18 protein-coding genes are annotated in these 25,357 nt (G+C 74.9%); 7 read left to right on the plus strand and 11 right to left on the minus strand.

Annotated elements, in window-relative coordinates:
• Nucleotides 1-18 precede the first annotated feature (18 nt).
• From J116_RS27090 to J116_RS27110, 5 genes are all read right to left on the minus strand, one after another.
• Nucleotides 19-2,052 (minus strand): beta-galactosidase, encoded by a 2,034-nt coding sequence (locus J116_RS27090; protein WP_023590224.1) that lies wholly within the window; start codon nucleotides 2,050-2,052, stop codon nucleotides 19-21.
• Nucleotides 2,052-4,292, minus strand: coding sequence for a sialidase family protein (locus tag J116_RS27095; RefSeq protein WP_023590225.1), 2,241 nt, complete (start codon nucleotides 4,290-4,292; stop codon nucleotides 2,052-2,054). The genes J116_RS27090 and J116_RS27095 overlap by 1 nt, the downstream gene beginning before the upstream one ends.
• Nucleotides 4,293-4,483: 191 nt before the next feature.
• Nucleotides 4,484-5,401, minus strand: coding sequence for a carbohydrate ABC transporter permease (locus J116_RS27100; RefSeq protein ID WP_023590226.1), 918 nt, complete (start codon nucleotides 5,399-5,401; stop codon nucleotides 4,484-4,486).
• Nucleotides 5,398-6,444: an ABC transporter permease gene (locus tag J116_RS27105; RefSeq protein ID WP_028964588.1), complete on the minus strand. Its 1,047-nt coding sequence runs from the start codon at nucleotides 6,442-6,444 to the stop codon at nucleotides 5,398-5,400. Before J116_RS27105 ends, J116_RS27100 begins: the two co-directional genes overlap by 4 nt.
• A 13-nt stretch (nucleotides 6,445-6,457) precedes the next feature.
• A complete protein-coding gene (locus tag J116_RS27110) occupies nucleotides 6,458-8,152 on the minus strand; it encodes an extracellular solute-binding protein (RefSeq protein WP_023590228.1) in 1,695 nt (564 codons plus the stop codon).
• Nucleotides 8,153-8,511: 359 nt separating this feature from the next.
• Here J116_RS27110 and J116_RS27115 point away from each other — a divergent pair, with 359 nt between their 5' ends.
• From J116_RS27115 to J116_RS27130, 4 genes are all read left to right on the plus strand, one after another.
• Complete coding sequence (locus J116_RS27115; RefSeq protein ID WP_023590229.1) at nucleotides 8,512-11,430, plus strand: glycoside hydrolase family 3 C-terminal domain-containing protein; 2,919 nt, start codon at nucleotides 8,512-8,514, stop codon at nucleotides 11,428-11,430.
• A 304-nt stretch (nucleotides 11,431-11,734) separates the two neighbouring features.
• Nucleotides 11,735-12,268 (plus strand): SigE family RNA polymerase sigma factor, encoded by a 534-nt coding sequence (locus tag J116_RS27120; protein ID WP_023590230.1) that lies wholly within the window; start codon nucleotides 11,735-11,737, stop codon nucleotides 12,266-12,268.
• A complete protein-coding gene (locus J116_RS27125; RefSeq protein WP_023590231.1) occupies nucleotides 12,268-12,975 on the plus strand; it encodes a hypothetical protein in 708 nt (235 codons plus the stop codon). The genes J116_RS27120 and J116_RS27125 overlap by 1 nt, the downstream gene beginning before the upstream one ends.
• Before the next feature lie 60 nt (nucleotides 12,976-13,035).
• Nucleotides 13,036-13,239 carry a hypothetical protein gene (locus J116_RS27130; RefSeq protein ID WP_023590232.1) on the plus strand — a complete coding sequence of 68 codons (204 nt, stop codon included), beginning with the start codon at nucleotides 13,036-13,038 and terminating at the stop codon, nucleotides 13,237-13,239.
• Between the two features lie 286 nt (nucleotides 13,240-13,525).
• Here J116_RS27130 and J116_RS27135 read toward each other — a convergent pair whose 3' ends face one another.
• Nucleotides 13,526-15,103, minus strand: coding sequence for an FAD-dependent oxidoreductase (locus J116_RS27135; protein ID WP_023590233.1), 1,578 nt, complete (start codon nucleotides 15,101-15,103; stop codon nucleotides 13,526-13,528).
• Nucleotides 15,104-15,287: 184 nt separating this feature from the next.
• Here J116_RS27135 and J116_RS27140 point away from each other — a divergent pair, with 184 nt between their 5' ends.
• The gene (locus J116_RS27140) at nucleotides 15,288-15,527 is read left to right on the plus strand and encodes a DUF6480 family protein (RefSeq protein WP_023590234.1); all 240 of its coding nucleotides are present in this window, start codon (nucleotides 15,288-15,290) and stop codon (nucleotides 15,525-15,527) included.
• Nucleotides 15,528-15,626: 99 nt separating this feature from the next.
• Complete coding sequence (locus tag J116_RS27145; protein WP_023590235.1) at nucleotides 15,627-18,008, plus strand: serine/threonine-protein kinase; 2,382 nt, start codon at nucleotides 15,627-15,629, stop codon at nucleotides 18,006-18,008.
• A gap of 104 nt (nucleotides 18,009-18,112) precedes the next feature.
• On the opposite strand, the gene J116_RS27150 is transcribed toward J116_RS27145, so the two are convergent.
• The 4 genes from J116_RS27150 to J116_RS27165 form a co-directional block, all read right to left on the minus strand.
• The gene (locus J116_RS27150) at nucleotides 18,113-18,295 is read right to left on the minus strand and encodes a hypothetical protein (RefSeq protein ID WP_028964589.1); all 183 of its coding nucleotides are present in this window, start codon (nucleotides 18,293-18,295) and stop codon (nucleotides 18,113-18,115) included.
• A gap of 195 nt (nucleotides 18,296-18,490) precedes the next feature.
• Nucleotides 18,491-18,691 (minus strand): antitoxin, encoded by a 201-nt coding sequence (locus tag J116_RS27155; RefSeq protein WP_023590237.1) that lies wholly within the window; start codon nucleotides 18,689-18,691, stop codon nucleotides 18,491-18,493.
• Nucleotides 18,692-18,777: 86 nt separating this feature from the next.
• On the minus strand, nucleotides 18,778-19,635 hold the full coding sequence (locus J116_RS27160) for an arylamine N-acetyltransferase family protein (protein WP_023590238.1): 858 nt from the start codon (nucleotides 19,633-19,635) through the stop codon (nucleotides 18,778-18,780).
• A gap of 53 nt (nucleotides 19,636-19,688) precedes the next feature.
• On the minus strand, nucleotides 19,689-21,521 hold the full coding sequence (locus tag J116_RS27165) for a serine hydrolase (RefSeq protein WP_023590239.1): 1,833 nt from the start codon (nucleotides 21,519-21,521) through the stop codon (nucleotides 19,689-19,691).
• A gap of 176 nt (nucleotides 21,522-21,697) precedes the next feature.
• Between J116_RS27165 and J116_RS27170 the strand changes: the two genes are divergently transcribed.
• Nucleotides 21,698-22,858, plus strand: a complete 1,161-nt coding sequence (locus tag J116_RS27170; RefSeq protein ID WP_079147820.1) for a calcium:proton antiporter — start codon at nucleotides 21,698-21,700, stop codon at nucleotides 22,856-22,858.
• Between the two features lie 56 nt (nucleotides 22,859-22,914).
• On the opposite strand, the gene J116_RS27175 is transcribed toward J116_RS27170, so the two are convergent.
• Entirely contained in the window at nucleotides 22,915-25,350 is a 2,436-nt protein-coding gene (locus tag J116_RS27175; protein WP_051203635.1) for a penicillin acylase family protein, read from the minus strand.
• Nucleotides 25,351-25,357 lie beyond the last annotated feature (7 nt).

The following is a 25,357-nucleotide window of genomic DNA, read 5'->3' on the forward strand; positions in this document are numbered from 1 at the left end:
CCACACGCGTCCCACCCGTCACGCCGTCCCGCTCCCGCCCCGCCCCACGTAGCCCGGGGCCGTCCCGCTCCCGTCCCGCCCGGCCTCCCGCAGCGCCGCCACCCCGTACCGCTCCAGTGCCAGCGCCCCGCCCGCCACCGTCGCGCCCGTCAGGACGTCCCGGTACGCCCCCCGCACCGCCACCTCCACCGGCTCCCGGCCGTGGTTCAGGACGAACAGCAGCCCGCCGCGCCGCACCGCCTCCACCCCGGGCGGGAGCCCGCCCAGCACCGGACGCGCCCCGGCCCCCGCGGCGGCCCGGCCCAGCAGGTCCCGCAGGCCGTCGGGGTCCGGCAGCGTGGACACGTACCAGGCGCGGCCCCGGCGCAGCACCGCGGGCAGGCCCGCCAGCTCCCCGTCCCGGTACGCGGCGACGACCTCCGCGTCCCCCGCCTGGAGCTCCTCCGACCACAGAGAGCCGGTGAAGCCGTCGCATGTGACCGTCTCGCCCCGCGCCAGCGGCCACCACTCGTGCAGCGTGCCGATGCCGAACAGGGCCCGCAGCCGCTCGTCCATCCCGCCCGGCCTGATCCGGTCGTCCTCGTCGGCGACCCCCGTCCAGAAGCCGCACACGAGCGTGCCGCCGCCCTCGGTGTACGCCACCAGGTTCTCCACCGCCGCGTCGGACAGCAGGTACAGCTGCGGCGCCACCACCATCCGGTAGCCGCTCAGGTCGTGCTCCGGGTGGGCGAACGCCGTCGTGTGGCCGCCCTCCCACAGCGCCCGGTGCCACGCCCTGACCACCTCCGGGTAGGCGACCTCGCGGGAGGGCCGCCCCTCCTGCTCGGTGCCCCACCAGGCGTGCCAGTCGTGCAGCACCGCCACGTCCGCCGCCACCCGCGTGCCGGCTACCTCGGGTCCGAGCGCGGCGAGTTCGGCGCCGATCCGCCTGACCTCCCGGAAGGTGCGGCCCTGCTCCCCGGCGTGCGGCAGCATCGCGGAGTGGAACTTCTCGGCGCCCTGCCGGGACTGCCGCCACTGGAAGTAGCAGACGGCGTCCGCGCCCCGCGCCACGGCCTGGAGGGACAGCAGCCGGTTCAGGCCGGCCGGCTTGGGGCGATTGACGGCCCGCCAGTTGACGGCGCCCGCGGCCTGCTCCATCAGCATCCACGGGCCGCCGCCCGCCTGCGAGCGGGTCATGTCCGCGATCAGCGCGTTGTACTGCCCGCCCAGCGGGTCCTTCGGGTCCGGGTAGACGTCCACGGACACGACGTCCTCCTCGGCGGCCCACGCCCAGGCGTCCTGCCCGGACCACAGCGGCATGAAGTTCGTCGTGACCGGGGTGCGCGGGGTGTGCCGGGCGACGATGTCCCGCTCGGCCCTGAAGCACTCCAGCAGCGCGTCGGACGTGAACCGCCGGAAGTCCAGGAGGTGCGCCGGGTTGCGGATGTACTGGGCGCGGCGCGGCGGGATCACCTCGTCCCACGTGTCGTACCGCTGTGACCAGAACGCGGTGCCCCACGCCTCGTTGAGCGCGTCCACCGTGCCGTACCGGGCGGTGAGCCAGCGACGGAAGTGACGGGCCGTCTCGTCGCACCAACAGTGGGTGCAGTACTCGTTGTTGATGTGCCACATCGTCAGCGCCGGGTGGTCGGCGTACCGGGCGGCGAGGTCCTCGGTGATGGCCGCCGCGTACGCCCGGTAGGTGGGTGAACTGGCGCAGAACTGCTGGCGGGAGCCCCACCACACGGTCCGCCCGTCCTCGTCGCGCGGCAGGGTCTCCGGGTGCCGGGCGCCCATCCAGGGCGGCGGCGACGCGGTCGGCGTCGCCAGCACCACGCCGACGCCGTGCGCGTGGAGCAGGTCCATCAGCCGGTCGAGCCAGCCGAAGTCCCGTACGCCGGGACGGGGTTCGATACGCGCCCAGGAGAACACCCCGACCGTCACGGAGGTGACCCCGGCGTCCTTCATCAGCCGCATGTCATCGGCCCAGGTCTCCTCGGGCCACTGCTCCGGGTTGTAGTCGCCGCCGAAGAGGACCCGGCCGCGGGTCGCGTCGCCGAGCGCGGGCATCAGACAGGGTCCCCGTACTGGATGCCGCGGCCGTTCGTCCCCAGGTACACCCGGCCGTGGACGCGCGGGTCACCGCTGATCACCTCGCCGGTCCAGCCCCACTGGTGGGCGTCGTCGTTGATCCGCGTCCAGGTCCGCCCCGTGTCGTCGGAGCGGTACACGCCGGTCACCTCGCCGACCGTGCCGGTCTGGTACACGGCCGGGTAGCCGTCCCCGCCGGGCGCCGCCTTGCCGAAGCCGAGCGCGTACGAGGCACGGCAGCCCGCCACCTTCGCGAAGGTGCGGCCCCCGTCGGTGGAGCGGAACAGGCCCTGCTCCTTGGCGGACAGCCACAGGTCGCCGCTCCGCCCCGGCGCCGCCGCGATCCTGAACTGCGGGTCGCCCGACGGAAGTCCGGTGGCCGCCGCCGTGAAGGTGGCGCCGCCGTCGCCGCTGGTGTGCACGGTGCCGGTGGCCGTGTCGTACGCGAGGAAGCGCCGGGGGTCCACCGGGTCGGCGACCGGGGCGGCGCCCTTGGGGAAGGTGGCGACCTCCGTCCAGGTGGCGCCGTTGTCGGTGGAGCGGTGGGCGGCGTACCGGGTGCCGTCCCAGTGGACGAACGACCACAGCAGGACGCGCCCGTCGGCGCTGACGGCGATCGGTCCCGGCGCGTCCTTGGCGATGGCCGGCTGGGCGGCGAACGGCGCCCACGTGCGGCCGCCGTCCGTCGAGTACGCCCCGTTGCCGTGGTCGCCCCAGCCCGCGCGCACCACGTACGCGGGCCGCAGCGGCGCCAGCGCCAGGCCGGTCGCCGTGCCGAACACGGGGTTCGCGGCCATGCCCCGCGACGGGGAGGCGGTGAGCCGCTCGTGGTACATCACGCCGATGTCGCCGAGCCCGCTGAGCAGCCGCGCCCTGCCGGACGGCGGCGACACGAGCTGCCGTACGGAGGACTCCTCCAGGCCCCGGATCTCCGGCGCCCACCGGACCAGGTCCCGCGTTCCGTACAGCGTCGCGCCGGTGCCGTACACGAGGTGCCGCGAGTCGAACGGGTCGAGCGCCAGCGCCTGGATCCACCAGCCGAACTTGGGCTGCTCGCCGCCCCACTTCAGATACGGCGTCTCGGCCACGTCGAGGACGGCCGTGTCCTTCAGGGACGTCCAGGTCGCGCCGCCGTCCGTGGAGCGGTACAGCGTGTCCACCTGTCCCCAGCGGTTGTTGGTGGACACGACGACCGTGCCGGGCCGGCGCGGGTCGGTCGCCACCCCGCCGTACCCGAACGTGTCGCCGGGGCCCGGCCGGACCGGCGTGACGTCGCGCCACGCGCCGGTCACCGTGTCCAGGCGGTGCACCGAGCCGTCCGTCTGGCCGTTGGGGCCGGGCCCGTCGGCGTACGTCACGTACAGGGCGCGGGCCCCCGCGTCGTACGCGGCGCGCACCGGAACCCGAGCCGACGCGCCGCCCGGGGCGCCGGGCACGGCCTCCCAGCCGCCGCTCGTGGTGCGGTACAGGGCGCCCTCGCCGTCGCCCCAGCCCGCGTACACCGTCCGCCCCGCCGCGACCAGCAGGGTCACGCCCTGGCCCGTGGGGGACGGCGTGGCGGGGAAGGACGCCGGGGCCCAGGTCGCGCCCCGGTCGCGGGAGACGAGCAGGCCGTCGTGGCGGGTGCCCAGCCACAGCGTCGCCGGGTCCCGCGGATCGACGAGCAGCCGCTCGCCGGTGCCCCGGCCGTCCTCGTTGGCGCCGAGCTTCACGTCCAGGTCGGTGCGGGCCCAGGTGCGGCCCCGGTCGTCGGAGCGCAGCACGGCGCCGTTGCCGGACCAGGGCTGGGTGTAGGTGCCGAGCGCCAGGTACAGCCGGTCGGGGTGGCCCGGGTCCACGGCCATCGCCTCGACGCCCAGCAGGTTCCAGTCGTCCCAGCCCAGGTGGTCGGTGAGCGGCGTCCACCGGGCGGCGCGGTCGTCCCACCGGTAGGCGCCGCCGATGTCCGTACGGGCGTAGGCGAGGCCCCGTACCTTCGGGTGGAACAGCACGCCGGTGACGAAGCCGGTGCCGCCGATCACGGCGGTCCGCCAGCGGTACGGCGTCTGCCCGGGGGCAGCCTTCGCCCCGGGGGCCGCGGCGCGGCCGGGCGCCCCCGGGGGCGCCGACGGCGGGGTGGGGGCGGCGGTGGCGTGGGCGGCGGCGGACACGGCGGCCAGCGCGGCGGTGGCGGCGCCGCCGGCCAGGACGGACCGGCGGCTCGGCGGAGTGGGACGCATGACGATGCCTCGATTTCTGCGGGGGGGCGGGGTGGGGTGGGGGAGAGGCGGGCGGGTGCCATGGCGGAACGCGGAGCCCCCGGCGGGGCCCGGCGAGCGGGCGGGAGATCGGCGCCCCGAAGGGATGGGACGAGCGGGTCGGGGGCTCGGAGTCCCCGGCTGAGCTCTGCGTGCGTGCCGGAAGGCCCGGTTCAGCCCTTCACCGCACCGGTGAGCATCCCCTTCTTGAAGTGCCGCTGCACGAACGGCGACGCGACCGCCACCGGCACCAGGGCCAGCACCATGACGGCCATCTGCACGGCCAGCGGCGACAGCTGGTTGGTCCTGATCATCTGGCCCAGACCGGTCGGCGGCTCCTGCTTCTGCACGATCTGGATCATGACGTTCTGGAGCGGCATCATGTCCTGGTCGGTGAGGTAGATGGAGGCGTTGAACCACGCGCTCCAGTAGCCCACCGCGTAGAACAGGGCGATCACCGCCAGCACCGCGCGCGACAGCGGCATGACGATCCGCCACAGGATGCGGAAGTCGCCCGCGCCGTCGATCCGCGCGCTGTCGATCAGCTCCTGCGAGATGTTCATGAAGAACGCCCGCAGCACCAGGATGTTGAAGACGCTCACCGCGCTCGGCAGGATCAGCGCCAGATACGTGTCGGTCAGCCCGAGCGCCTGCACCAGCAGATACGTCGGGATGAGACCGGCGCCGAAGAACATCGTCGCCAGCAGCGTCATCAGCACCCAGCGGTGGCCCGTGGACCCGGGCCGTGACAGGCCGTACGCGCACAGCACCGACACGGCCATGCTGAACAGCGTGCCGACGACCGTCACGCCCACGCTGACCAGCGCCGCGCGCTGCACCTGGCCGCCGCTCAGCAGTTCCTCGTACGCGACGAGGGTGAGGTCCTTCGGGATCACGACGAGTCCGCCCGCCTCCGTGATGGCCCGGCGGGACGAAAGGCTGGTGACGATCACGATCCACAGCGGGAACAGGACCGCCAGGCAGGCGCCCGTGAGCACGATCCCCTTCGCGGCGAGCCCGGCCTTGCGGGGTTCCTCCTCCCACACGGGGCGGGGCGGGGCCGCCCAGCCCCGCAGCGGTGAACGCGTCACTTCTTGTACACCCCCTGCTCGCCCATGAGATGGGCGGCCTTGTTCGCGGCGAGGACCAGTCCGAGCCCGACGACGCCCTTGACCAGACCGGCCGCGGCGGCGTAGCCGAAGTCCTGGTTGCGGATGCCGTTCCACCACACGTACGTGTCGAGGACTTCGGCCGCGTCCGGTCCCACGGCGTCCCGTTGCAGCAGGAGCTGCTCGAAGCCCACGGTCAGCGCGTCACCGACGCGCAGCACCAGCAGCAGCGCGATCACCGGGCGCAGCGCGGGCAGCGTCACATGCCACATCCGCCGCCACCGCCCGGCGCCGTCCATCGCCGCCGCCTCGTACAGGTCCTGGCTGACGGCGGACAGCGCGGCGAGGAACACGATGATCCCCCAGCCCGCGTCCTTCCAGACGCCCTCGGCCGTCACCAGGAACTTGAAGATCCCCGGGTCGGTCATCAGGTCGAAGCCCTCGATGCCGCGCTCCCGCAGCGTCTGCGCGATGATCCCCGCGCCGCCGAAGATCTGCTGGAAGACGGTGACGACCAGCACCCACGAGAAGAAGTGCGGCAGGTACAGCACCGCCTGGGCGACCGCCCGCACCCGGGGCCGTACGACGCTGTTGATGAGCAGCGCCAGCACGATCGGCACCGGGAAGAACAGCACCAGCTGGAGCAGGAACAGCACCAGCGTGTTCTCCACCGCCTGCCAGAACGCCGAGTCGGAGAAGATCCGCTCGAAGTTCGCGAGGCCCGTCCACGGGCTCTCCAGCATGGCGGTGAAGCCGTTCTCGCCGAGGTACGGGTCGTAGTCCTGGAACGCCACGACGTTGCCCAGCACGGGCACGTAGTGGAACACCAGGACCAGCAGCAGCGCGGGCAGCGTCATGAGCAGCAGCGCCCGGTCGCGCCGCAGCCGGACGCGCAGCCGCGCCTTCCGGGGCGCGGGCCCCGGACCGCGGGACGGCGCCCCCTCCCGTGCGGCGCCGTCCCGCGTGGGCCGGGTGTCCGGTTTCGTGGTGGCTGGCGACACGGTTCTCTCCTTGCGTGTCGGCATGGGCGGCGTCGGGTCAGTTCGCGGCGGAGCCGGTGTCGTCGAGGAGCTTGGCGTACCAGTCCCGCAGTTCGTCCCCGCCCCGGCTCTTCCACTCCGACACGGCCTGCTGCACGTCGCTGATCTTCTTGCGGCCGCGCACCACGTCGTCCTCCAGCTGCTCGAAGTCGTCCGCCAGGTTGGTCCAGCGGCTCGGCTCGGTGACCGTCAGCCCGTAGAACGGCGTCTTCGTGGTGAACGCGCCCATCCGCTGCTGCCACTCGACCTGCGCCCTGACCAGGTCGGGGCGGTCTGGGTGCGCGTTGTACGGGGCGGGGTCGCCCACCAGGTCGAACGCGCCGGACACCTGGAGGTGGCCCGTGTCGTTCTTGACCGGCATGCCCTTGACGAGCGTGTGGTGGACGCCCGCCACGCCGTAGTCGGTGAGCAGCCGCTCCTTCGTGCCGTACGGCGCCGCGCAGAAGTTGGCGACGGCGAGGAAGTCCCGGACGACCGCCTCGGGCGCGTTCTTGCTGACGAACGTGAAGATGTTCGCCGGCTGCTGGGCGAACAGCTTCGGCGCCTTCCCGTCGTGGCCGAAGATGTCCATCGCGCCCATCCGGAAGTCCGGGTTCTGCCCGGCCTGCTCGATGGTCTTCACATACCAGTGGGACAGGTCGTTGTTGTAGACGAGGACCTGGCCGGCGGTGAACCGGTTGCCGGAGTCGCCCTGGTTCTGCGCCTTGGCGTCCGGGTGCACGACGTTCGCCGCGTACAGCTTCCGGACCCACTCCAGGGCCTCCAGGTACTGCTCCGTCTCGATCCGGTTGACGAGCTTGCCGTCGACCCTGTTCCACCACAGGGCCTTGTCGCTGCCGGGGTACACCCCGAAGGCGTTGAACGCCGTCCACTTCATGTCGTCGCAGGCCCACACCTTCGCCCTCGCGCTGGTGGCCTCCTTCGCCCAGGCGAGGAACTCGTCGGCGCTCCTCGGCACCGTGTAGCCGCGCTTGTCGAAGAGGTCCTGCCGGTAGAACGGCGCGATGTTGATGACGTACGAGGCGGGCATCGGGATGCCGCGCAGCGCGCCGCCGAAGATGGCCCGCTGCCAGGCGTCGGTGGGGACGGCCGCCAGGTTCGGGTACTCCTTCACCTTGTCGCCCGACAGGTAGGGGCCCAGGTCGGCGAACTTGGCGTTGACCGCGCTGGGGATCTTGCCGGTGAGGTTCCAGCCGGGCACGACCACCACGTCCGGTATCTCACTGGAGGCGAGGACGGCGCCGAGCTTCTCGTCGTACGTGTTGCCGTCCTGGTTCTGCCACCGCGTGCGGACGCCGATGGCCTCGTCCATCGCCCGGTACCACGCGTTGTCGCTCTTCGGGGGCGAGCCCCACATCGGCGCCATGATCCGTACGGTGCCGCCCTTGCCGAGCTTCGCGGGCACGGAGGTCTTCAGCCGCGCCGCCGCGATCGCGGTGGTGAACCCGGCCGACGAGCCGTTCTTCGCGGGGATGTCGGGCGTGACGATGTCCTGCGGCACGTACGTCGGGAGGATTCCCGCGGCCGCCTTGCCGGACGTGGTGCCCTCCTTGCGGGCGCTCTGCCCGCCTCCGCCGCACGCGGCGAGCAGCGGGACGCCGCCCCCCACCGCGGCCGCGGCGACCGCCGTCGAGGCGAGGAAGCTCCGGCGGCTGGGCCCGGAGGGGCGGGGTGAGGGGGAGTTCGGCGTCATTGCGTCAACCCTTCGTGGCGCGCCAGGACACCCGGCGGCATCCGCCGGTCGGCTGCGGTGTCAGAGACGGGACGTGCGGAACTGGCTGAGATCCGAAGCGAACCACCGGCACAGCCGTTCCCCGGCCGCGCCACTGGAGTCGAAGCGCTTCGATGTTGCTGCGAGGTTAAGTGAACGTCTCCGGGCACACAAGGGTGGTTGTCAAGATTCCCCGGAGCCGCCGACACCCCGGCAAGCCTTGCGGCGACCGCCCATACGGCACTTGAGGCCGTACCGTGTCTTGACACCCGCAGTCGCCCCGACCCAGCATCGAAGCGCTTCGAAAGCCCGCTCCGGAACATCCGCAAGGGGACCCCCACGTGACCGAAGACCGGCCGCCGTTCCGCGACCCGCGACTGCCGTTCGACCAGCGCGCGGACGACCTGCTCGGGCGGTTGACGCCCGACGAACGCGTCGCGCTGCTCCACCAGTTCACCCCGGCCGTGGAACGGCTGGGCGTGGCCGCGTTCCGCACCGGACAGGAGGCCCTCCACGGCGTCGCCTGGATGGGCCCGGCCACCGTCTTCCCGCAGGCCGTCGGCCTCGGCGCCACCTGGAACGACGACCTCGTCCGCCGCGTCGGCGAGGCCGTGTCCCGCGAGGCCCGCGCCATGCGCGCCCGCGACGACCGCGTCGGGCTCAACGTGTGGGCGCCCACCGTGAACCTGCTGCGCAACCCCCTGTGGGGCCGCGGCGAGGAGGGCTACTCCGAGGACCCGGCGCTCACCTCCGCCATCGCCACCGCCTACACGCGCGGACTGCGCGGCGACCACCCCGTCTACTGGCGCACCGCGCCCGTCCTCAAGCACTGGCTCGCCCACAACAACGAGACGGCCCGCGACACGAGCTCCGCCTCCGTACGCCCCCGCGTCCTGCACGAGTACGACCTGCGGGCCTTCCGCGCCGCCGTCGAGGCGGGCGCCGTCGCCGGGGTCATGCCCGCGTACAACCTGGTCAACGGCCGCCCCAACCACGTCTCGCCCCATCTGCGCGACCACCTGCGCACCTGGACCGACCGGCCGCTCCTGGTCTGCTCCGACGCGGGCGCGCCCAGCAACCTCGCCGCCTCCCAGGGGTACTTCGCCACCCACGAGGAGGCCACCGCCGCCGCCCTGCGCGCCGGCGTCGACAGCTTCACCGACCACGGCACCGACAGCTCCACGATCACCGCACGGGTGCGCGGCGCCCTCGACCGGGGCCTCATCGACCCGGCCGACATCGACACCGCGGTACGTCGCCAGCTGCACGTCCGCCTCGCGCTCGGCGAGTTCGACCCCGACCTCGGCCCCCACGCCGGTGCGGGCGCCTTCGACACGCCCGAGCACCGCGACCTCGCCCTGGAGGCCGCCGAGCAGGCCGTCGTGCTCCTCGCCAACGACGGCCTGCTGCCCCTGGACCCGGCCGCCGGGCAGCGCGTCGCCGTCGTCGGGCCGCTCGCCGACGAGTGCAAGCTCGACTGGTACAGCGGCGCCCTCCTCCACCGCTCCACGCCGCTGGACGGGCTCCGGGAGCGGTTCGGCTCCGACCGGGTCACCCACGCGGAGGGCGCCGACCTGGTACGGCTCCACTGCGCCACCGGCACCCTGCGCGTCCCGGACGCCCCCGCCGCCGAGGCCGGGTCCGGGGCCGGGGCCGACGGCGCCCTCGACCCGGCGCTGGTCCCCGGGCGCACCGACCTGCCGCCGCTCACCACCGCCGCCGACGCGGCCGACGGCACCGTGTTCGCCCTCACCGACTGGGGCGGCGGCGTCCTCACCCTGCGCGCACCCGACGGGCGGTACCTGTCCGTCGCCGACGACCGGCGGGTGCGGGCCTCGGCCGACCAGCCCGGCGGCTGGGTCGTCCAGGAGACGTTCCGGCTCGAACCGCACGGCGACGGCCACCTCCTACGCCACATCGGAACGGGGGGTCATGTCTCCGTCGCCGCCGACGGCGTGAAGGTTGCCGCCGGGACGGACGGGATCGCCGGGACGGACGGGACCGCCGAGGGCGACGGGACTGTTGCGGCCCCGGCCGTCTTCACCGTCGAGACGGTCCGCCGGGGCGTGGACGAGGTCACGGCCGCCGCCGGGGCCGCGGACGTGGTCGTCGTCGTCGCGGGCAACGACCCGCACATCAACGGCCGCGAGACCGAGGACCGCACCACCCTCGCCCTGCCCGAGGCGCAGGACGAGCTCTGGCGCGCCGCCCGCGCCGCCAACCCGCGCACCGTCCTCGTCCTCGCCTCGTCCTACCCGTACGCGGTCCCGGACGCCGCCGCCGAACTGCCCGCGCTGCTGTGGACCGCCCACGGCGGGCAGGCCGCCGGCACCGCGCTGGCCCGGGTCCTCGCCGGGGACGTCTCACCGGCCGGGCGGCTGCCGCAGACCTGGTACGCCGACGACGCCGACCTTCCGGACCTGCTCGACTACGACGTGATCGGCGGCCGCCAGACGTACCTGTACTTCGACGGGCGCCCGCTGTTCCCGTTCGGCCACGGCCTGACGTACACGGAGTTCTCCTACGCGGACCTCGCGGTGGAGCGGCGCGGCGACAGCGTCCTGGTCGCGTTCACCGTCACCAACACCGGGCGCGTCGCCTCCGACGAGGTGGCCCAGGTGTACGTCCGCGCGCTCGCCCCCTCCGTCCCGCGCCCGCACCGCGAGCTGGTCGCCCACCGCCGCGTCCGCCTGGCGCCGGGGGAGCGGGGGCGGCTGGCGTTTCGGGTGCCGCTGTCCGCGCTGGGCTTCTGGGACGTCGCGCACGGCCGCTGGACCGTGGAGCCGGGCCCGTACGCGTTCCTCGCGGGGCCCTCAAGCGCCGACATCCGCCTGGAGGCCGGGCTGCGCGTCGAGGGCCCGCCGCCCGCCCCCCGCCCCGTGCCGGAGCGCGGCCTCACCGCCGCCGACTACGACGAGCAGCGCGGCACCGTCCTCGCCGACCGCACCAAGGAGTCCGGCGACTGCGTCACCCCCGCCCACGGGGGAGCGGGCGAACTCCTCTACCGCCGCTGCGACTTCGGCCCCACCGGCGTGCGCACGGCCATCCTGGAGGTGGCCGGCACGGGCACGGTCGCCCTGTCCCTGGCGGACGGCACCCCCCTCGCCCGCGCCGAGGCGGCCGTCCCGAACCCCCCGTACACCTACGCGCCCCTGGAGACCCCCCTCACCGCCACCGCCATCGGAGTCCAGGACCTCCGCGTCACCCTCCAGGGCGAGCTGCGCCTGGCCACCCTCCACTTCACCCGGGCCCCCGACTGACCGCCCCGCCCCGGCGCGTCGGCCCCGCGCGCCCGGGGCGCGGCCGACGTCCCGACAGGCTTCCGGCCGAGGCGTCTCCCCGCCCGGCCGGGGGCACGGCGAACCGCTCGCGGCCACCGGGCGGTTCACCGCGCCCGGCCCTGCCCCAGCCGCGCCAGGGGCACGCGTTCGCCGGTGGAACGGGCTTGCTACGATCGCCCGCCATCTCGATGCCGCCCCGGCGGGGCCGGTTCGACCGGGGCAACCGACAGCACGACCACCGAAGCACGATGCAGCGCCACGCCGCGCAGGGGAGAGGCCGCCCGTGGGCACATCCACCGATGACGCCACCACGGAGTTCCACGAGTTCTTCGAGCGCCACTACGCCGAACTCGCGCGCCTCGCCCACCTCCTCACCGGCGAGGCCGACGCCGCCGACGACCTCGCCGCGGACGCGCTCCTGGCGCTCTGGCACCGCTGGGACCGCGTCCGCGCCGCCCAGCACCCCGTCGCCTACGCCCGTGGCGTCGTGGCCAACCTGGCCCGCAGCCGCGTGCGCAGCGCCGTACGGGAACGCCGCCGCATCGCCTTGTTCTGGTCGCAGCGCTCCGAGCACACCGAGGGACCGGACGTACCGGCCGTCGTGGACGTGCGGGACGCCCTGCGCCGCCTGCCGTTCCGCAAACGTGCCTGTGTCGTGCTCCGCCACGCCTTCGACCTGTCCGAGCGGGAGACGGCACTCACCCTCGGCGTGTCCGTGGGTACGGTGAAGAGCCAGACATCGAAGGCCATGGCGCAGCTGCAACAGCTGCTCGGGACCCGCGCCGCCGCGTCGGAGCTGGTCGGAGGAAGGAAGTAGTGGACGAGCTGCAGCGAGCGCTCCGGGACGCCGCCCGGTCGCACGAGCCCGACCGGGCGCGCATCCTCGCGCGCGTGGAGCGGGGCATGGCCGAGCAGGCGACCGGCCCCCGACGCCGGCCGCGGCCACCCGCCCGACGCTGGCCGCGCGTCGCCCTGGCCACCGCGGCGGTAGCGGGCGTGCTCGCGGTCGGCGGCTTCGGCGTACGGACCCTCCTCCACGAGGACGCCCCGGCACCCGCGCACGTCGCGGACCCGCCGCCGCCCGCCGTCACCCCGGCCCCGACGAGCGCCGTGGACGGCTTCCTGCGCGGACACAGCGCCGTGGACCCGCACAGCAACCGCTTCTGGGCCCAGTCCAACATCTCCGTGAGCACCGCCACCCCCCTCGCCGCCCTCACCGTCGAGCTGCGCGTCGCGCAGACCGGCGGCGTCAGCGACACGGGGAACTGGCGCACCCTCCCCGCCGAGCACTTCACGGTCGCCGTGCGCGAGGAGTCCGGCGTCCTCGTCTACACCTGGACGCTCCGCGAGGGCCGCACCGTCCCCGTCGGGCGGCATGTCTTCGCAGGCCAGTACAACCACGCCGAGGGCGGCCGGGACGCGCGCGGCGACCGCTTCACCGTCACCGCGACCGACCGGGACGGCCGGCGGGCCACCCTCACCGGCGGGTTCACCGCCGGACCCGGAGCCGCCGGTTCCTCCTGAGGTCGCGTGACCGCCTCCCGCGGACGACAATGGCGAGTGCCGGACGAACAAGGAGGCGGCATGTCCGAAGAACCCGAAACGAGCTCCCGCCGGGGGGGTGGCGTCACCCCCGACTCCCTCCTGCACAGCGGCGCCGAGGGCGAGTTCACCGCCGAGGACCTCGTCCTCGCCTCCGGGCGCGACGTGAACCCCAAGAACCTCGCCTGGGCCGAGCGCAGGATGGCCGAGAAGGGCAGAGCGGCCCTCGACGAACTCCTGCCCTGACCCGACCCACCCCTCAAGGGCCCCGCCGCACCCGCGACGGGGCCCTTCCCCTTCCCTGTCCCCGCGCCACCACCCGCCGGACCCCTACCCGCCGGAGCCGCCGGACCCGCCTTCTGCCCGGAGCCGCCGGACCCGCGCCCTGTCCGGACCCGCCTTCTGCCCGGACCTGCTGGACCCGCGCCCTGTCCGGACACGCCTCCTGCCCGGACCTGCCGGACCCGCCTTCTGCGGTACCTGCCGGACCCTCGCCTCCTGCCCGTACCGCCTCCCCCCTGCCCGTACCGCTCTACGCCTCCGGGCCCGCGCCCCCGTCGCCCCCGCCCCCGTCCACGTCCTCCACGCGCTCCTGCTCCAGCGGGCGCGTCGCCGGGCCCTCCACGACCCGGCCCTCCACGTCGAACCGCGACCCGTGGCACGGGCACTCCCACGCCCGCTCACCGTCGTTGAAGTGCACCACGCACCCCAGGTGCGTACACCGCGCCGACACCGCGTGCAGCGACCCCGCCTCGTCCCGGTGGACCGCCAGGAGCCGCCCCCCGACCCGCACCACCGCGCCCTGGCCCGGCCGCACGTCGGCGACCGAGTCGGCGTACGCGCCGGGCGTCCGGTCGCCCACGAAGTGCTTCGCCACCTGCGCCTGGAGCCGCAGCATCGCCGGGACCTCGCGCAGCGGCCGCAGCCGCACCGGGTCGTACAGCGACGTCCACGCCGGGTCGCGGCCGCTGATCCGCGCCGCCAGCAGCGCCCCGGCCATCACCCCGCCGCTCATGCCCCACCCGGCGAACCCGGTCGCCACGTACACATGCCGCGCCCCGGCGTGCAGCCGGCCCACGTACGGCACCCGGTCCGTCGTCCAGTTGTCCTGGGTCGCCCACCGGTGGGTGATCTCCAACGGCCCGAACCGCTCCCGCGCCCACGCCTCCAGGCGCGCGTACCGCTCGCCGACCTCGCCCTCCTCCGCCGTGCCGGGGGTGAACTTCTCCCCGGTCACGAGGAGCATCCGCTGCCCGTCCGCGCCCATGGGCGCCGTCCGCACCGACCGCGTGCCGCCCTCCGGCGTCAGGAACATCCCGCCCGGGTCGAGGTCCGCCGGGACGGGTCCCGCCACGACCAGCTCCCGCTTCGGCTCCAGCCGGGTGAACAGCAGCGCCCGGTCGAACACCGGGTAGTGCGTGGCGACCACCACGTGCCGGGCGTCCACCGTGTCACCGCGCTCGGTGGTCAGGCGGCACGGCGTGCCCTCCCGCAGCCGCGTCACCCGGGTCCGCTCGTAGATCCGCCCGCCGAGCCGCTCCAGGTCGGCGGCGAGCCCGAGCAGGTACTTCCGCGGATGGAACTGCGCCTGCCCCTCCAGCCGCACCGCGCCCGCCACCGGGAACGGCAGCGGCGTTCGTGTCACGAACGTGGCGGGCAGCCCGGCCTCAAGTGCCGCGTCCGCCTCCGCCCGCAGCGACTCCACCTGCCCGGGGTCCTCCGTGTACGTGTACGCGGGCAGGCGCTCCAGGTCGCAGTCGATGCCGAGCTCCTCGCTCACCTCCGCCACCCGCTCCACGGCCAGCTGCTGCGAGTGCGCGTACAGTCGGGCCGCCCGCGCACCGTGCGTGGACCTCACCTCCGCGTACACCTGGCCGTGCAGCGCCGACAGCTTGGCCGTCGTGTGGCCGGTCACGCCCGTCGCGATCCGGTCGGCCTCCAGCAGCACCACCCGGAGCCCGGCCCGCGCCAGCTCCCACGCCGTGCACAGCCCCGCGATGCCGCCGCCCACGACGGCTACCTCCGTCTCGGCCGAACCGGCCAGGGCGGGCCGGGCGGGGCCGGGCGCGTACTCCATCCACAGCGAACCGGACAGCGGGTCGACGACCATGGGCACTCTCCTCCTCCGTACGATTCCGCACGTGTCCGCACGTCTGCGCGCGTCTGTACGCGTCCGCAGGCTTGCGCACACTCGCGCACGCTTGCGCGCGACACCGGACCGCGCCGGCGGCCCGCGCAGGTCCGGGTGCCCGGAGAAGGGGCATGAAACCCCGCGAGCTGCGCACTCGTCTCCCATGACCCACCACATCAACCCACACGACCCCGACCCCGACCGCACCCCGCGGGTGGACTCCGGCGGCCTCACACCGCCCGGCGAGACCCCACCGGGCGAGGGCGGCCTGTCCGGCGCGGGCCCCCGCGAGACCCACAACCCGCCGACGGGCTGGGCCAAGGCCCCACTGGCGATGATCCTGGTCGTGGTCGTCCTGGTGGCCGCCCTGTTCGCCGTGATGGCGGTCGTCATCGCCACCTGACCGTCTCCACGCCTGTACCGCCCCGTACAAACTCCGCAGACAGGGCGCCATACTGGACGGGCCGGGGAGGCACGGGAACGACGGGGGCGACACCACGCGATGGCGGAGACCAGGCTCATCCACGGCCGCTACCGGCTGCTGGAGGTGATCGGGCGCGGCGGCATGGGCGAGGTGTGGCGCGCCACCGACGAGTCGCTCGGCCGCAGGGTCGCCGTGAAGTGCCTCAAACCGCTGGGACCGCGCCATGACGACGGCGTCGCGGGGGTGCTGCGGGAACGGTTCCGGCGCGAGGCCCGGGTGGCCGCGGCCCTCCAGCACCGGGGCGTGACGGTGGTCCACGACTTCGGCGAGGCGGACGGCACCCTGTTCCTCGTCATGGAACTGCTGGAGGGCCGCAACCTCAGCCAGCTCCTGGGCGACAACGCCCACCACCCGCTGCCCGTCCACGACGTGGTGGACATCGCCGAACAGGTCGCCGACGCCCTCGCGTACACGCACCGCCAGGGCATCGTCCACCGTGACCTCAAACCGGCGAACATCATGCGCCTCGCCGACGGCACGGTGAAGATCTGCGACTTCGGCATCGCGCGCCTCGGCGACGGCATCGGCGTCTCCTCCCGCCTCACCAGCACCGGAATCGCCATGGGCACCCCGCACTACATGTCGCCCGAGCAGATCAGCGGCGGCGAGGTGGACCACCGCAGCGACCTGTACTCGCTGGGCTGCGTCCTGTACGAAATCGCCACCGGCGCCCCGCCGTTCGACCAGGACGACACATGGGCGATCCTCGTCGGCCACCGCGACACACCGCCGGAGCCCCTCCGCAAGCGCCGCGCCGACCTGCCGCCGCTGTTCGAGCGGATCGTGCTGGACCTGCTCGCCAAGACCCCGGAGGCCCGCCCCGCCGACGCGGGCGACCTGCGCCGCCGCATCACCGGCAGCCGCGCCGTCCTGCCCCCCGGCCCGTCCGGGTACGTCCCGCTCGGCCCCATACCCGTACCGGCGGCCCCGGCCGTCCCCGCGCCGCGGCTGCCCGCCTGGACCCGCTCCATGACGATCGGCCGCGCGTCGGTCCGGGCGACCCTGCCGCACGCCGCGCTCCCGCGGGACGAGGCGGCCACGGCCCTGACCGGCCACTGGACGACGGCCACCGCCGTACCCCCGCGCCCGCAGACCCCGCCCCTCACCCCGGCGTCCCCCGTCCCCGGCACGTTCCACACCCCGCCCTCGGCCCCGGCACCCGGCGTCCTGGCCGCCGCCACCGCCACCCCGCCCGGCCTCCCGGCCGCCCCTCCACCTGGATCTCCCGCCGTACCGGCCCCCGTACCGGCCGTCGAGCCGGAGCTGCTGGGCGTCCTGGCCGGGCGGCACGGCGCGGGTCTCAGCCTGGGGCGCCTGGGCCGCTGGGCGGAGGCCGCCGACGTGCACCGCTCCGTCGCCGCCGAGCGCGAGCGGGCCCTCGGCCCCGACCACCCCGACACCCTGAACAGCCGTTACGAGCACGCCTTCGCCCTCAGTCGCGCGGGCCGTTCCGCCGACGCCCTGCGCGCGTTCGGCCACGTCGCGGAGAGCCGCGCCCGCGTCCTGGGCCCCGACCACCCCGACACGCTCAGGGCCCGTCAGGAGACCGCGTACGTCCTGGGCCGCCTCGGCCGGCACGCCGAGGCCCACCCCGTGTACGCCGAGGTCCTCGCCGCCCGCGAGCGCGTCATGGGCGCCGAGCACCCGGACACGCTGCGCTGCCGCCACAACCTGGCGTTCACGCTCGGCAGGCTCGGCCGCCTGGAGGAGTCGTACCGGATGGCGTACGAGGTGGCCGCCGCCCGCGCCAGGCTGTTCGGCCCCGGCCATCCCGACACGCTGGCCACGCTCTACGAGGTGGCCCACACCCTGGGCCGCCTCGACCGCTGGGCCGACGCGCTCGGCACGTACCAGCAGGTCGCCGACGCCCGCGCCCGTGCGCTCGGCCCGGACCACCCCGACACGCTCGCCGCCCGCTACGAGGCCGGGATCTGCCTGGGGCGCCTCGGACGCGGCCGGGAGGCCCTGGAGCTGTACCGGGCCCTGGCCGCCGCCCGCACCCGGGCGCAGGGCCCCGACGACCCGGAGACCCTGCGCGCCCGGCACGGCCTCGGCGTCAACCTGGGACGGCTCGGCCGCTGGGAGGAGGCGCTCGCCGAGGCCCGCGAGGTCACCGCGATCCGCGCCCGCGTACTGGGCCCCGACCACCCGGACACGCTGGTCAGCGGCCGGGAGGTCGCCGTGTGCCTGGGCTGGCTCGGCCGCTGGTCCGAGGCGCTCGACCGGTACCGGCAGGTCGCCGCCGCCCGCGAGCGGGCCTTCGGACCCGACCACCCGGACACGCTCGCCAGCCGCAACGACGAGGCGCAGTGCCTGGAGCAGCTGGGCCGCCACGCGGAGGCGGTGGAGCTGTACCGGCGCGTCGCCGCGTCCCGCCGCCGTCCCCCGGCAGGCGGCTGACGCGGGGTCACCTGTCCGCCCGGTCGGCCCGCCCGTCCGGGCAGCCGTTCGGGCGGGCACCCGCACCGGGTACCCGCCCGAGAACGCCGTCGCTGCGGCAGCGGTCAGCCCACGTGCCAGCAGGTTCCTTCGAACCCGGCGACGTGGACGTCGCCCGCCTTGACGTGACCGCCGCTCAGCCAGCAGCCCTTCACACCACCATCGCCGCCGTGTGCGGCGGCGGGGGCGGCGGTGAGGAATCCGACGGCGAGCAGACCGGCCAGAGCGATCGAGATGCGGCGAAGCATGTTTCTCTCCTTCGAGTGGGGGACTCGCCACGACTCTTCACCAGCCGTGAGCGCCCCGCACGCCGAGACGTACGACCGGGTGGCGCCCCCCACCCGCACGCCCCACCCGAACCGCCACCGCGCACGGCTCCGGGCCGGCCGCGTGGCGCGGCCGGCCCGGAGGACCCATGCGTGAGGGGAGAGGAGGGCGACGGGTCAGGGCTGGGCGGGCGGCTCCCGGCGCTGCTCAGGGTCACGGCCCAGCTGGTCCTTGAGCCGGTCCTGCGCGGTGTCCACATGGCCGCTGTGACGGCCCTGCGCGCGCTTGTCCACATAGTCGCCGGACTTGTCGACGCCCTTGCCGGCCTGCGCCTCGTGCCCCTTCAGCATGTTCTTGAGCTTGTCCATCATGGACATGGGTCGTCCTCTCGCCGAGTGACCCCCTGCCGTCCAGTCTCCCCGTCCCGCCGCGTACCCGCATCCGGGGGACGCGGCGGCCCGTCTCAGTCCCGCCCGGCCCGCTCGTCGCGGGAGCGCAGCCACTCCTCGTGCGCGAGGCTCACCCGCTTCCACAGGGCCGCCCGGTCGTCGGCGTCCAGGTCGCCGAGGTCGCGGCGGAAGGCACCCTCCAGCAGGCCGAACCACTCCTCCTCCGAGTCCACGACCCGCTCCTCCGTGCCCGCCGCGCCGATCCGCCGCACCACCCGGCCGCGCAGCGCATGCGCCGCGTCCGGGGCGCGGCGCAGCACGGCGAACGTCGTCATGAACGGCGAGTCGGGGGCGGTGGACAGCCGTACGTGCTCGGCGGCGAAGTCCTCCGGCGCGGCGGCCCCGCCCCGGAACTCCATCACCCGGAAGGTGCCGCGCTCGTCGTGGAGGAACGTCCACCCGCCCGGCTCGGTCACCGACGGCTCCATGCCGTACGTGAACGGGCCCTGCCGGTACGTCCCCGCGCGCAGCGGCAGCGGCTCGACCGGCCCGTCGCCCAGGCCCACGTCCACGAACCAGCCCTCGCCGTCCACCCGCACGGTCAGCGCCATGTGGTTGCCGTTCGCGCCCCGCCCGTCCCGGTCCTCGTGGACGCCGCCCACATGGAGCGTCACGTCGTAGCCGAGGGCGGCGAGCAGCGCGGCGAAGCCGCCGTTCAGGTGGAAGCAGTAGCCGCCCTGCCCCGCCGCGAACCGGCGCACCGAGAGCTCCGGCTCCATGCCGGGCGGCCTGCCGACCTGGATGCCGATGTTCTCGTACGGCACGCGCTCCAGGTGTGCCCGCTGCAACGCGAACAGCTCGTCCCTCGACGGCGTCCCGGACGGGGTGACGCAGAGCCGGTCCAGATATCCCGCAAATCCTCCATCGATCATGGGACTTGACCCTAATCCCCGCCCCTCGGAAGGCCGGGCGGGGACGTCCGGGCTCAGTCGGCCGACGCCGTCCAGCCGTCCGCCTCGATGAGCGCCGCGTCCGACGGGCGCGCCTCGTCGAACAGCGTTTGCCCGCCGTCCAGGACCCGCAGCCCGTCCACGTACACGCCGCGCCCCACATAGCGGGTGTCCGTCCGGTACCGCCAGCGCAGCCGCAGCGGACCGGCGCCGGACCACGCCGACAGGTCGGCCTCCAGCCGGTGCCAGACCCGCCCCGACCAGCCCGTGACCGAGCCGCCCGGGTGCTCCCGCGCCTCCCCGCCCGGCCGTACGGTCACGAACGGCACCGGCCGCCACTCGGCCGCCGCGCCCCTGGCAGGCTCCACCGCCGCCTCCAGGACGACCGTGTCCGCGCCCGGCTCGGTGTCCCACCACAGGGCGCACCGCAGCCGCGCCCGCGCCGTCGCGGTCCGTACGGGGGGCAGGGTCAGCGTCGCCGTCGCGGCCGACGCCGTCCCGGCGAACCAGGCGGTCCTGCCGTGCGCGGGCCTGACCGGTACCGCCCGCGCCATGCGGTCGGCCACCGCGACCCGGGGCGCGGAGCCGGAGCGCCAAGTGCGGACCGGGTGGACGGAGTTGCCCAGCAGGATCAGGAACGAGTCGGTCGTCGGGTCGAGGACCAGGCTCGTCCCGGTGAACCCGGTGTGCCCGGCCGTGCGGGGCGTGGCCATCGCGCCCATGTACCAGTGCTGGTACAGCTCGAAGCCGAGCCCGTGCTCGTCGCCGGGGAACGCCGTGTTGAAGTCGGTGAACATCAGCTCCACGGACTCGGGGCGCAGGACGCGCGCGCTGCCGTAGGCGCCGCCGTTCAGCAGCGTACGGGCGAGGACGGCCAGGTCCCAGGCGCAGGAGAAGACCCCCGCGTGCCCGGCGACCCCGCCGAAGCCGTACGCGTTCTCGTCGTGCACCTCGCCCCACACCATGCCCCGGTCGAGCCCCGACCACGGCCTGCGCGCGTCCTCGGTCGCCGCGATCCGGGGCCGCCACGAAGCGGGCGGGTTGAAGCGGGTGCGCCGCATCCCCAGCGGGCCCGTGATCCGCTCCCGCAGCAGCGCGTCCAGCGGCCGCCCGGTGACCTCCTCCAGCAGCAGCTGCAAGGCGATCAGGTTCAGGTCGGAGTAGCGGTACACGGTGCCGGGCGGGTTCAGGGGCCGCTCGTCCCACAGCAGCCGCAGCTTGCCCTCGCGGGTCGGCTGCTCGTACAGCGGGAGCCACGCCCGCAGCCCCGACGTGTGGGTGAGCAGGTGACGCACCGTGATGCCGCCCTTGCCGCCCCCGCCGAAGTCCGGCAGGCGCTCGGCGACCGCGCCCTCCAGCTCCAGCTCGCCCCGCTCCAGCAGCTGCACCGCGAGGAGCGAGGTGAACAGCTTGGTCAGCGACGCCAGGTCGAAGACGGTGTCCTCACGCATCGGGATCCGCTGCTCGGGCGGCAGCTCCACGCCCCGCCCGGTCGTCTCGTCGTACGCCGCGTACCGCACCGCGTAGCCGATCGCCTGGTGCAGCGCCACGAACGGGCCGCGCCCCGCGAGGATCACCGCGCCCGCGTACCAGGGGTGCGTGGGGGAGGGGCCGAGGTACCGCTCGGCGTCCGCCGTCAGCAGATCGAGGTGGCCGGGCAGCAGCCCCGCCTGCTCGGCCGTGCCGTGCCGCAGCACCGGACCGCCCGTCCCCTGGGGCGCCGCGCCCGTCCCGTCGGCCGTCGTGCCGTCCCGGCGCGCGGCGGCGGCGCCCGGGAGCGGGCCGATCACCAGCGCACCCCCCAACGCCAGCACCCCGCCGCCGAACGCCCGCCGCCCGACCCCGCCCGCAACCGGGTCCCGCACCATGACCGCCCTCCCCGCCTCCGGCAGCACCGCCGTCTGAAGGAAACCTTCGCCGTCGCGTTCATCAGATGAAACTTTCTTACCGCCGCACCCACCCGTCAAGGAGGCCGACACGGGAACTGAGCCCCCATCAGCCGCGTCGGCGTGCGCCCCGCGCGCCGCGATGGCAGCGTGGCCGCATGGGTACGCAGACCGGTGGGGACGGCGACCGCGCGACCGGGAGGAAGCCGGGCGGCGGAAGGACCACGGTGCCGCGCCTGTGGCGGGAGCGCACCACCTGGGTGCCGCTCGTCGCGCTGCTCGTCCTCGCCCTGTGCTGGGGCCGCGACCTGCCAGGGCCGGTCGTGGCCCTCGTCGGACTGTGTCTGGCGGGCGCCGTGCTGTCCGCCGTCCACCACGCCGAAGTGGTCGCCCACCGCGTCGGCGAGCCCTTCGGGTCGCTCGTCCTCGCCGTGGCCGTGACGGTCATCGAGGTCGGCCTGGTCGTCATGCTGATGGCCTCGGGCGGCGACGAGGCCTCCACCTACGCCCGCGACACCGTCTTCGCCGCAGTCATGATCACCTGCAACGGCATCGTCGGCCTGTCGCTGCTGGTGGCGACCCTCCGACGCGGGCGCGTCGCCGTCTTCAACGCCGAGGGCTCCGGCGCCGCCCTCGCCACCGTCACCACCCTCGCCACCACGACGCTCGTGCTGCCCGCCTTCACCACCAGCACCCCCGGGCCGCGGTTCAGCGGGGCGCAGCTCGCGTTCGCCGCCGTGGCCTCCCTCAGCCTGTACGGACTGTTCGTCACGGTGCAGACGGTCCGCCACCGCAGCTACTTCCTGCCCGTCACCGCCGAAGGACGGCCCGTCGACCCGGCCGGGCAGGCCGCGCCGCCCACCCGCGCCGAGGCACGGTGGAGCCTGGGCCTGCTGATGGCGGCCCTGCTCGCCGTCGTCGGGCTGGCCAAGCTGGTCTCGCCGACGATCGAGTCGGGCGTGCGGACCGCCGGGCTGCCCACGGCCGTCGTCGGCGTCGTGATCGCCCTCATGGTGCTGCTGCCTGAGACCCTGGCCGCGCTGCGCGCCGCGCGCGGCGGCCGCTTCCAGACGAGCCTGAACCTGGCGTACGGCTCCGCGATCGCCAGCATCGGACTGACCGTGCCGACGATCGCGCTCGCCTCCGTGTGGCTGCCCGGCACGCTGGTGCTGGGGCTGGGCCCCGTCCACCTGGTGCTGCTGGCGCTCACCGCCGTGGTGAGCGCCCTCACCGTGGTGCCCGGCCGGGCCACCCTGTTGCAGAGCGGCGTCCACCTGCTGCTGTTCGCGGCGTTCGTGTTCCTCTCGTTCAGCCCCTGACGACCGGCCCGCGGCGACCGGCCGTCAGGGCCCGGCCGCCGCGGGCCGGGGGGGGGTCACTGCGTCACGCGCACCACCCGCAGCGCCGGGTCGCGCAGGATGTCCCGCTCGCAGAACCGGGCGGTCACCCACCGCTCACCCGAGTACAGCCGGGTCTGGTCCGCGTGGTGCGGCGACGTCGGGTCGGACGACTGGGAGTACGTCAGCAGCGTCCGCGCCACCGGGCACCGGCCGCCGTCCCAGCCGACCGCCTGCACGTGGCTCGTCCCGTGCCGCACCTCCGTGTAGCCGCCGCCCGCCGGGGCCCACACGGGCACGGTCATGTTCCACACGCCCGTCCCCGTACCGCCGTGCACGGGGATGCGCTGCCCGCCGCGCACCACGAACTGGTGCTCCCCGAGCGGCGCGTCCAGCGGGATGCCCGCGGCCCGCAGCTCGGCGACCGCGCCGCGCAGCGCGGTGGCGAAGCCCGGCGCGTCGGTGTCCAGGTCGCGCGGGGTGCCCACCGGGTCGGCCGCCGAGAACGGCACCTTCCACAGCCCGGCGCCCCGCGACTCCCGCTGGAGCATCAGCCAGAACCGGTCGAACAGCAGCGCGCCCCGGCTGCCGGTGTCCATGCGGCGGTCCCAGCCCGCGAGCACCCGGCACGCCTCCGTGTCGCCCGGCAGCGCCGCCGGGCAGGCCCGCACCACGTCGTCGACCGTCAGGTCGGCGGCGGGCACCCGGTTCGCGAACTGCTGCCGCTGGAGGTCCGCCACGGTCAGCGAGCCGCGCCGGGCCATGGCCGCGACGTCCTCGATCGCCCCGCGCGTCCGCAGCGACCGCTCCGTGCCGATGTCGCCGAAGACCCGCTCGTACCCGGTCAGCGGCCGGTCGGCGTTGCTCAGCCAGGCGCTGTCGTTGGAGTTCTCCGCGTACGGGGCGTCCGCCAGGAGCGGCCAGCGCGCCGGGCCCATGATGCCGGGCTCCACCGCGTCCCGGTCCCGGCCCAGCGCGCAGTCGCCGCGCGACCCGTCGAGCACCGCCACACCCGTCGCCGGGTACAGGGCGCGGCCCAGCGGCGTCGAGCACCGCTCGGCCAGCTCGTCGGTGATCCTCGGCACCACCTGCGCCTGCGCCATGAGCGTGCCGCCGTCCCGGTCGGAGGCGACCGTGTTCACCCAGGGCAGGCCCTGCGTGCGGCGCAGCGCGTCGGCCATCTCCTTCGTGGAGCGGGCCTTCGCCAGCGCCAGGGACGTGTCGGCCATGCGGAGGTTGCGCGCGTTGGGGTCGTGCAGCGCGTACGCGGTCGTCGCCGTCCACGGCAGCGGGTCGCCGCCGAAGGACGTCACGACCGGGCCGTACCGGGTCCACCACTGCGTACGGGTCACCGGCTCGCCGCCCGCCACCGGGACGGTCACCGTCCGCCGCGTCATCGGCTCGGACTTCCCGTCCACCAGGTAGGCGGTCGGGTCGGCCGGGTCCAGGGTCAGCTGGTGCAGGTTCATGGTCCGGCCGGTCGCGACGGTGTGGCTCCACGCCACCTTGTCGGTGAACCCGATCTGCACGAGCGGCGACCCCAGCAGCGAGGCGCCCTGCACGTTCAGCTCGCCGGGGATCGTCTGCTGCGACTGCCAGAACCGGCGGCCGCCGTGCCACGGGTAGTGCGGGTTGCCGAGGAGAAGGCCCCGCCCGTTGGCGGTGGCGCGCCCGGAGAACGCGACGGCGTTGGACCCCATCGTCGCGTTCCGCTCGTCGAACATCTCCCGCGCCGCCGCGGCCACCTTGTCCGGGTCGGCGCCGCGCCCCGCCGTGTTGGAGGCGGGCGGGCGCGCGGCCGTGATGCCCTCCACGAGGGCCCCCTCGCCGCCGATGACGGCCAGCGCGTGCGCCCGCCGGGCCACGTCCAGGGCGGTCACAGGACGCACCCACGGCTTGCCCGCGCACGCCGGGTCGGTCACCTTGTTCCGCTCCAGCCAGGCGTTGTACCCGGCGGCCCAGCCCCGCATCGCCTCCTTCTGCTCCCGGCCGGGCCCGGCGGGCGCGGGCCGCGCCAGCAGCCGCTCCACCGTGCGGGACTCCCGCACCCCGGCGAAGTACAGGTCGCTGGAGAGGTTCGTACGGGCCGACGACAGCGACCCGTCGGTCGTGCCGGTCGCGCCGAAGTACCGCGACCGCTCACCCCGCACGGTCGTGAACCCGTCGGCGAGGACGCACACCTGGTCGGCGGCCTGCGCCCAGCCGGTGCCGAAGCCCAGACTCGCGTAGTCCCTCGCCAGGATGTGGGGGATGCCGTACTCGGTGTAGCGGATCGTCGCCGACAGGCCGCCCGCCGTCGGCCGGTGGCCCTCCCCGGCCGACGGCGGGGCCTGGGGCGGGGCGGCCCCGGCCGGCAGGGTCCCGGCCGCGGCCGTGGCGAACACGGCCGCGGCGACGGGCAACAGACGTCTCAGACTGGTACGGAGGAACAACGCGCCTCCCAACTGGGCGGTGACACAGATCAGTTGACCCATGCACTCA

Source organism: Streptomyces thermolilacinus SPC6, from assembly GCF_000478605.2.
GTDB lineage: Bacteria > Actinomycetota > Actinomycetes > Streptomycetales > Streptomycetaceae > Streptomyces > Streptomyces thermolilacinus.

What these genes read in the sequence shown, in the direction of transcription:
- J116_RS27090 (WP_023590224.1), bottom strand. Translation starts at nt 2,052, where the DNA reads ATGCCCGCGCTCGGCGACGCGACCCGCGGCCGGGTCCTCTTCGGCGGC.
- J116_RS27095 (WP_023590225.1), bottom strand. Translation starts at nt 4,292, where the DNA reads ATGCGTCCCACTCCGCCGAGCCGCCGGTCCGTCCTGGCCGGCGGCGCC.
- J116_RS27105 (WP_028964588.1), bottom strand. Translation starts at nt 6,444, where the DNA reads ATGCCGACACGCAAGGAGAGAACCGTGTCGCCAGCCACCACGAAACCG.
- J116_RS27110 (WP_023590228.1), bottom strand. Translation starts at nt 8,152, where the DNA reads ATGACGCCGAACTCCCCCTCACCCCGCCCCTCCGGGCCCAGCCGCCGG.
- J116_RS27130 (WP_023590232.1), top strand. Translation starts at nt 13,036, where the DNA reads ATGTCCGAAGAACCCGAAACGAGCTCCCGCCGGGGGGGTGGCGTCACC.
- J116_RS27135 (WP_023590233.1), bottom strand. Translation starts at nt 15,103, where the DNA reads ATGGTCGTCGACCCGCTGTCCGGTTCGCTGTGGATGGAGTACGCGCCC.
- J116_RS27140 (WP_023590234.1), top strand. Translation starts at nt 15,288, where the DNA reads ATGACCCACCACATCAACCCACACGACCCCGACCCCGACCGCACCCCG.
- J116_RS27145 (WP_023590235.1), top strand. Translation starts at nt 15,627, where the DNA reads ATGGCGGAGACCAGGCTCATCCACGGCCGCTACCGGCTGCTGGAGGTG.
- J116_RS27150 (WP_028964589.1), bottom strand. Translation starts at nt 18,295, where the DNA reads ATGCTTCGCCGCATCTCGATCGCTCTGGCCGGTCTGCTCGCCGTCGGA.
- J116_RS27155 (WP_023590237.1), bottom strand. Translation starts at nt 18,691, where the DNA reads ATGTCCATGATGGACAAGCTCAAGAACATGCTGAAGGGGCACGAGGCG.
- J116_RS27160 (WP_023590238.1), bottom strand. Translation starts at nt 19,635, where the DNA reads ATGATCGATGGAGGATTTGCGGGATATCTGGACCGGCTCTGCGTCACC.
- J116_RS27165 (WP_023590239.1), bottom strand. Translation starts at nt 21,521, where the DNA reads ATGGTGCGGGACCCGGTTGCGGGCGGGGTCGGGCGGCGGGCGTTCGGC.
- J116_RS27170 (WP_079147820.1), top strand. Translation starts at nt 21,698, where the DNA reads ATGGGTACGCAGACCGGTGGGGACGGCGACCGCGCGACCGGGAGGAAG.
- J116_RS27175 (WP_051203635.1), bottom strand. Translation starts at nt 25,350, where the DNA reads ATGGGTCAACTGATCTGTGTCACCGCCCAGTTGGGAGGCGCGTTGTTC.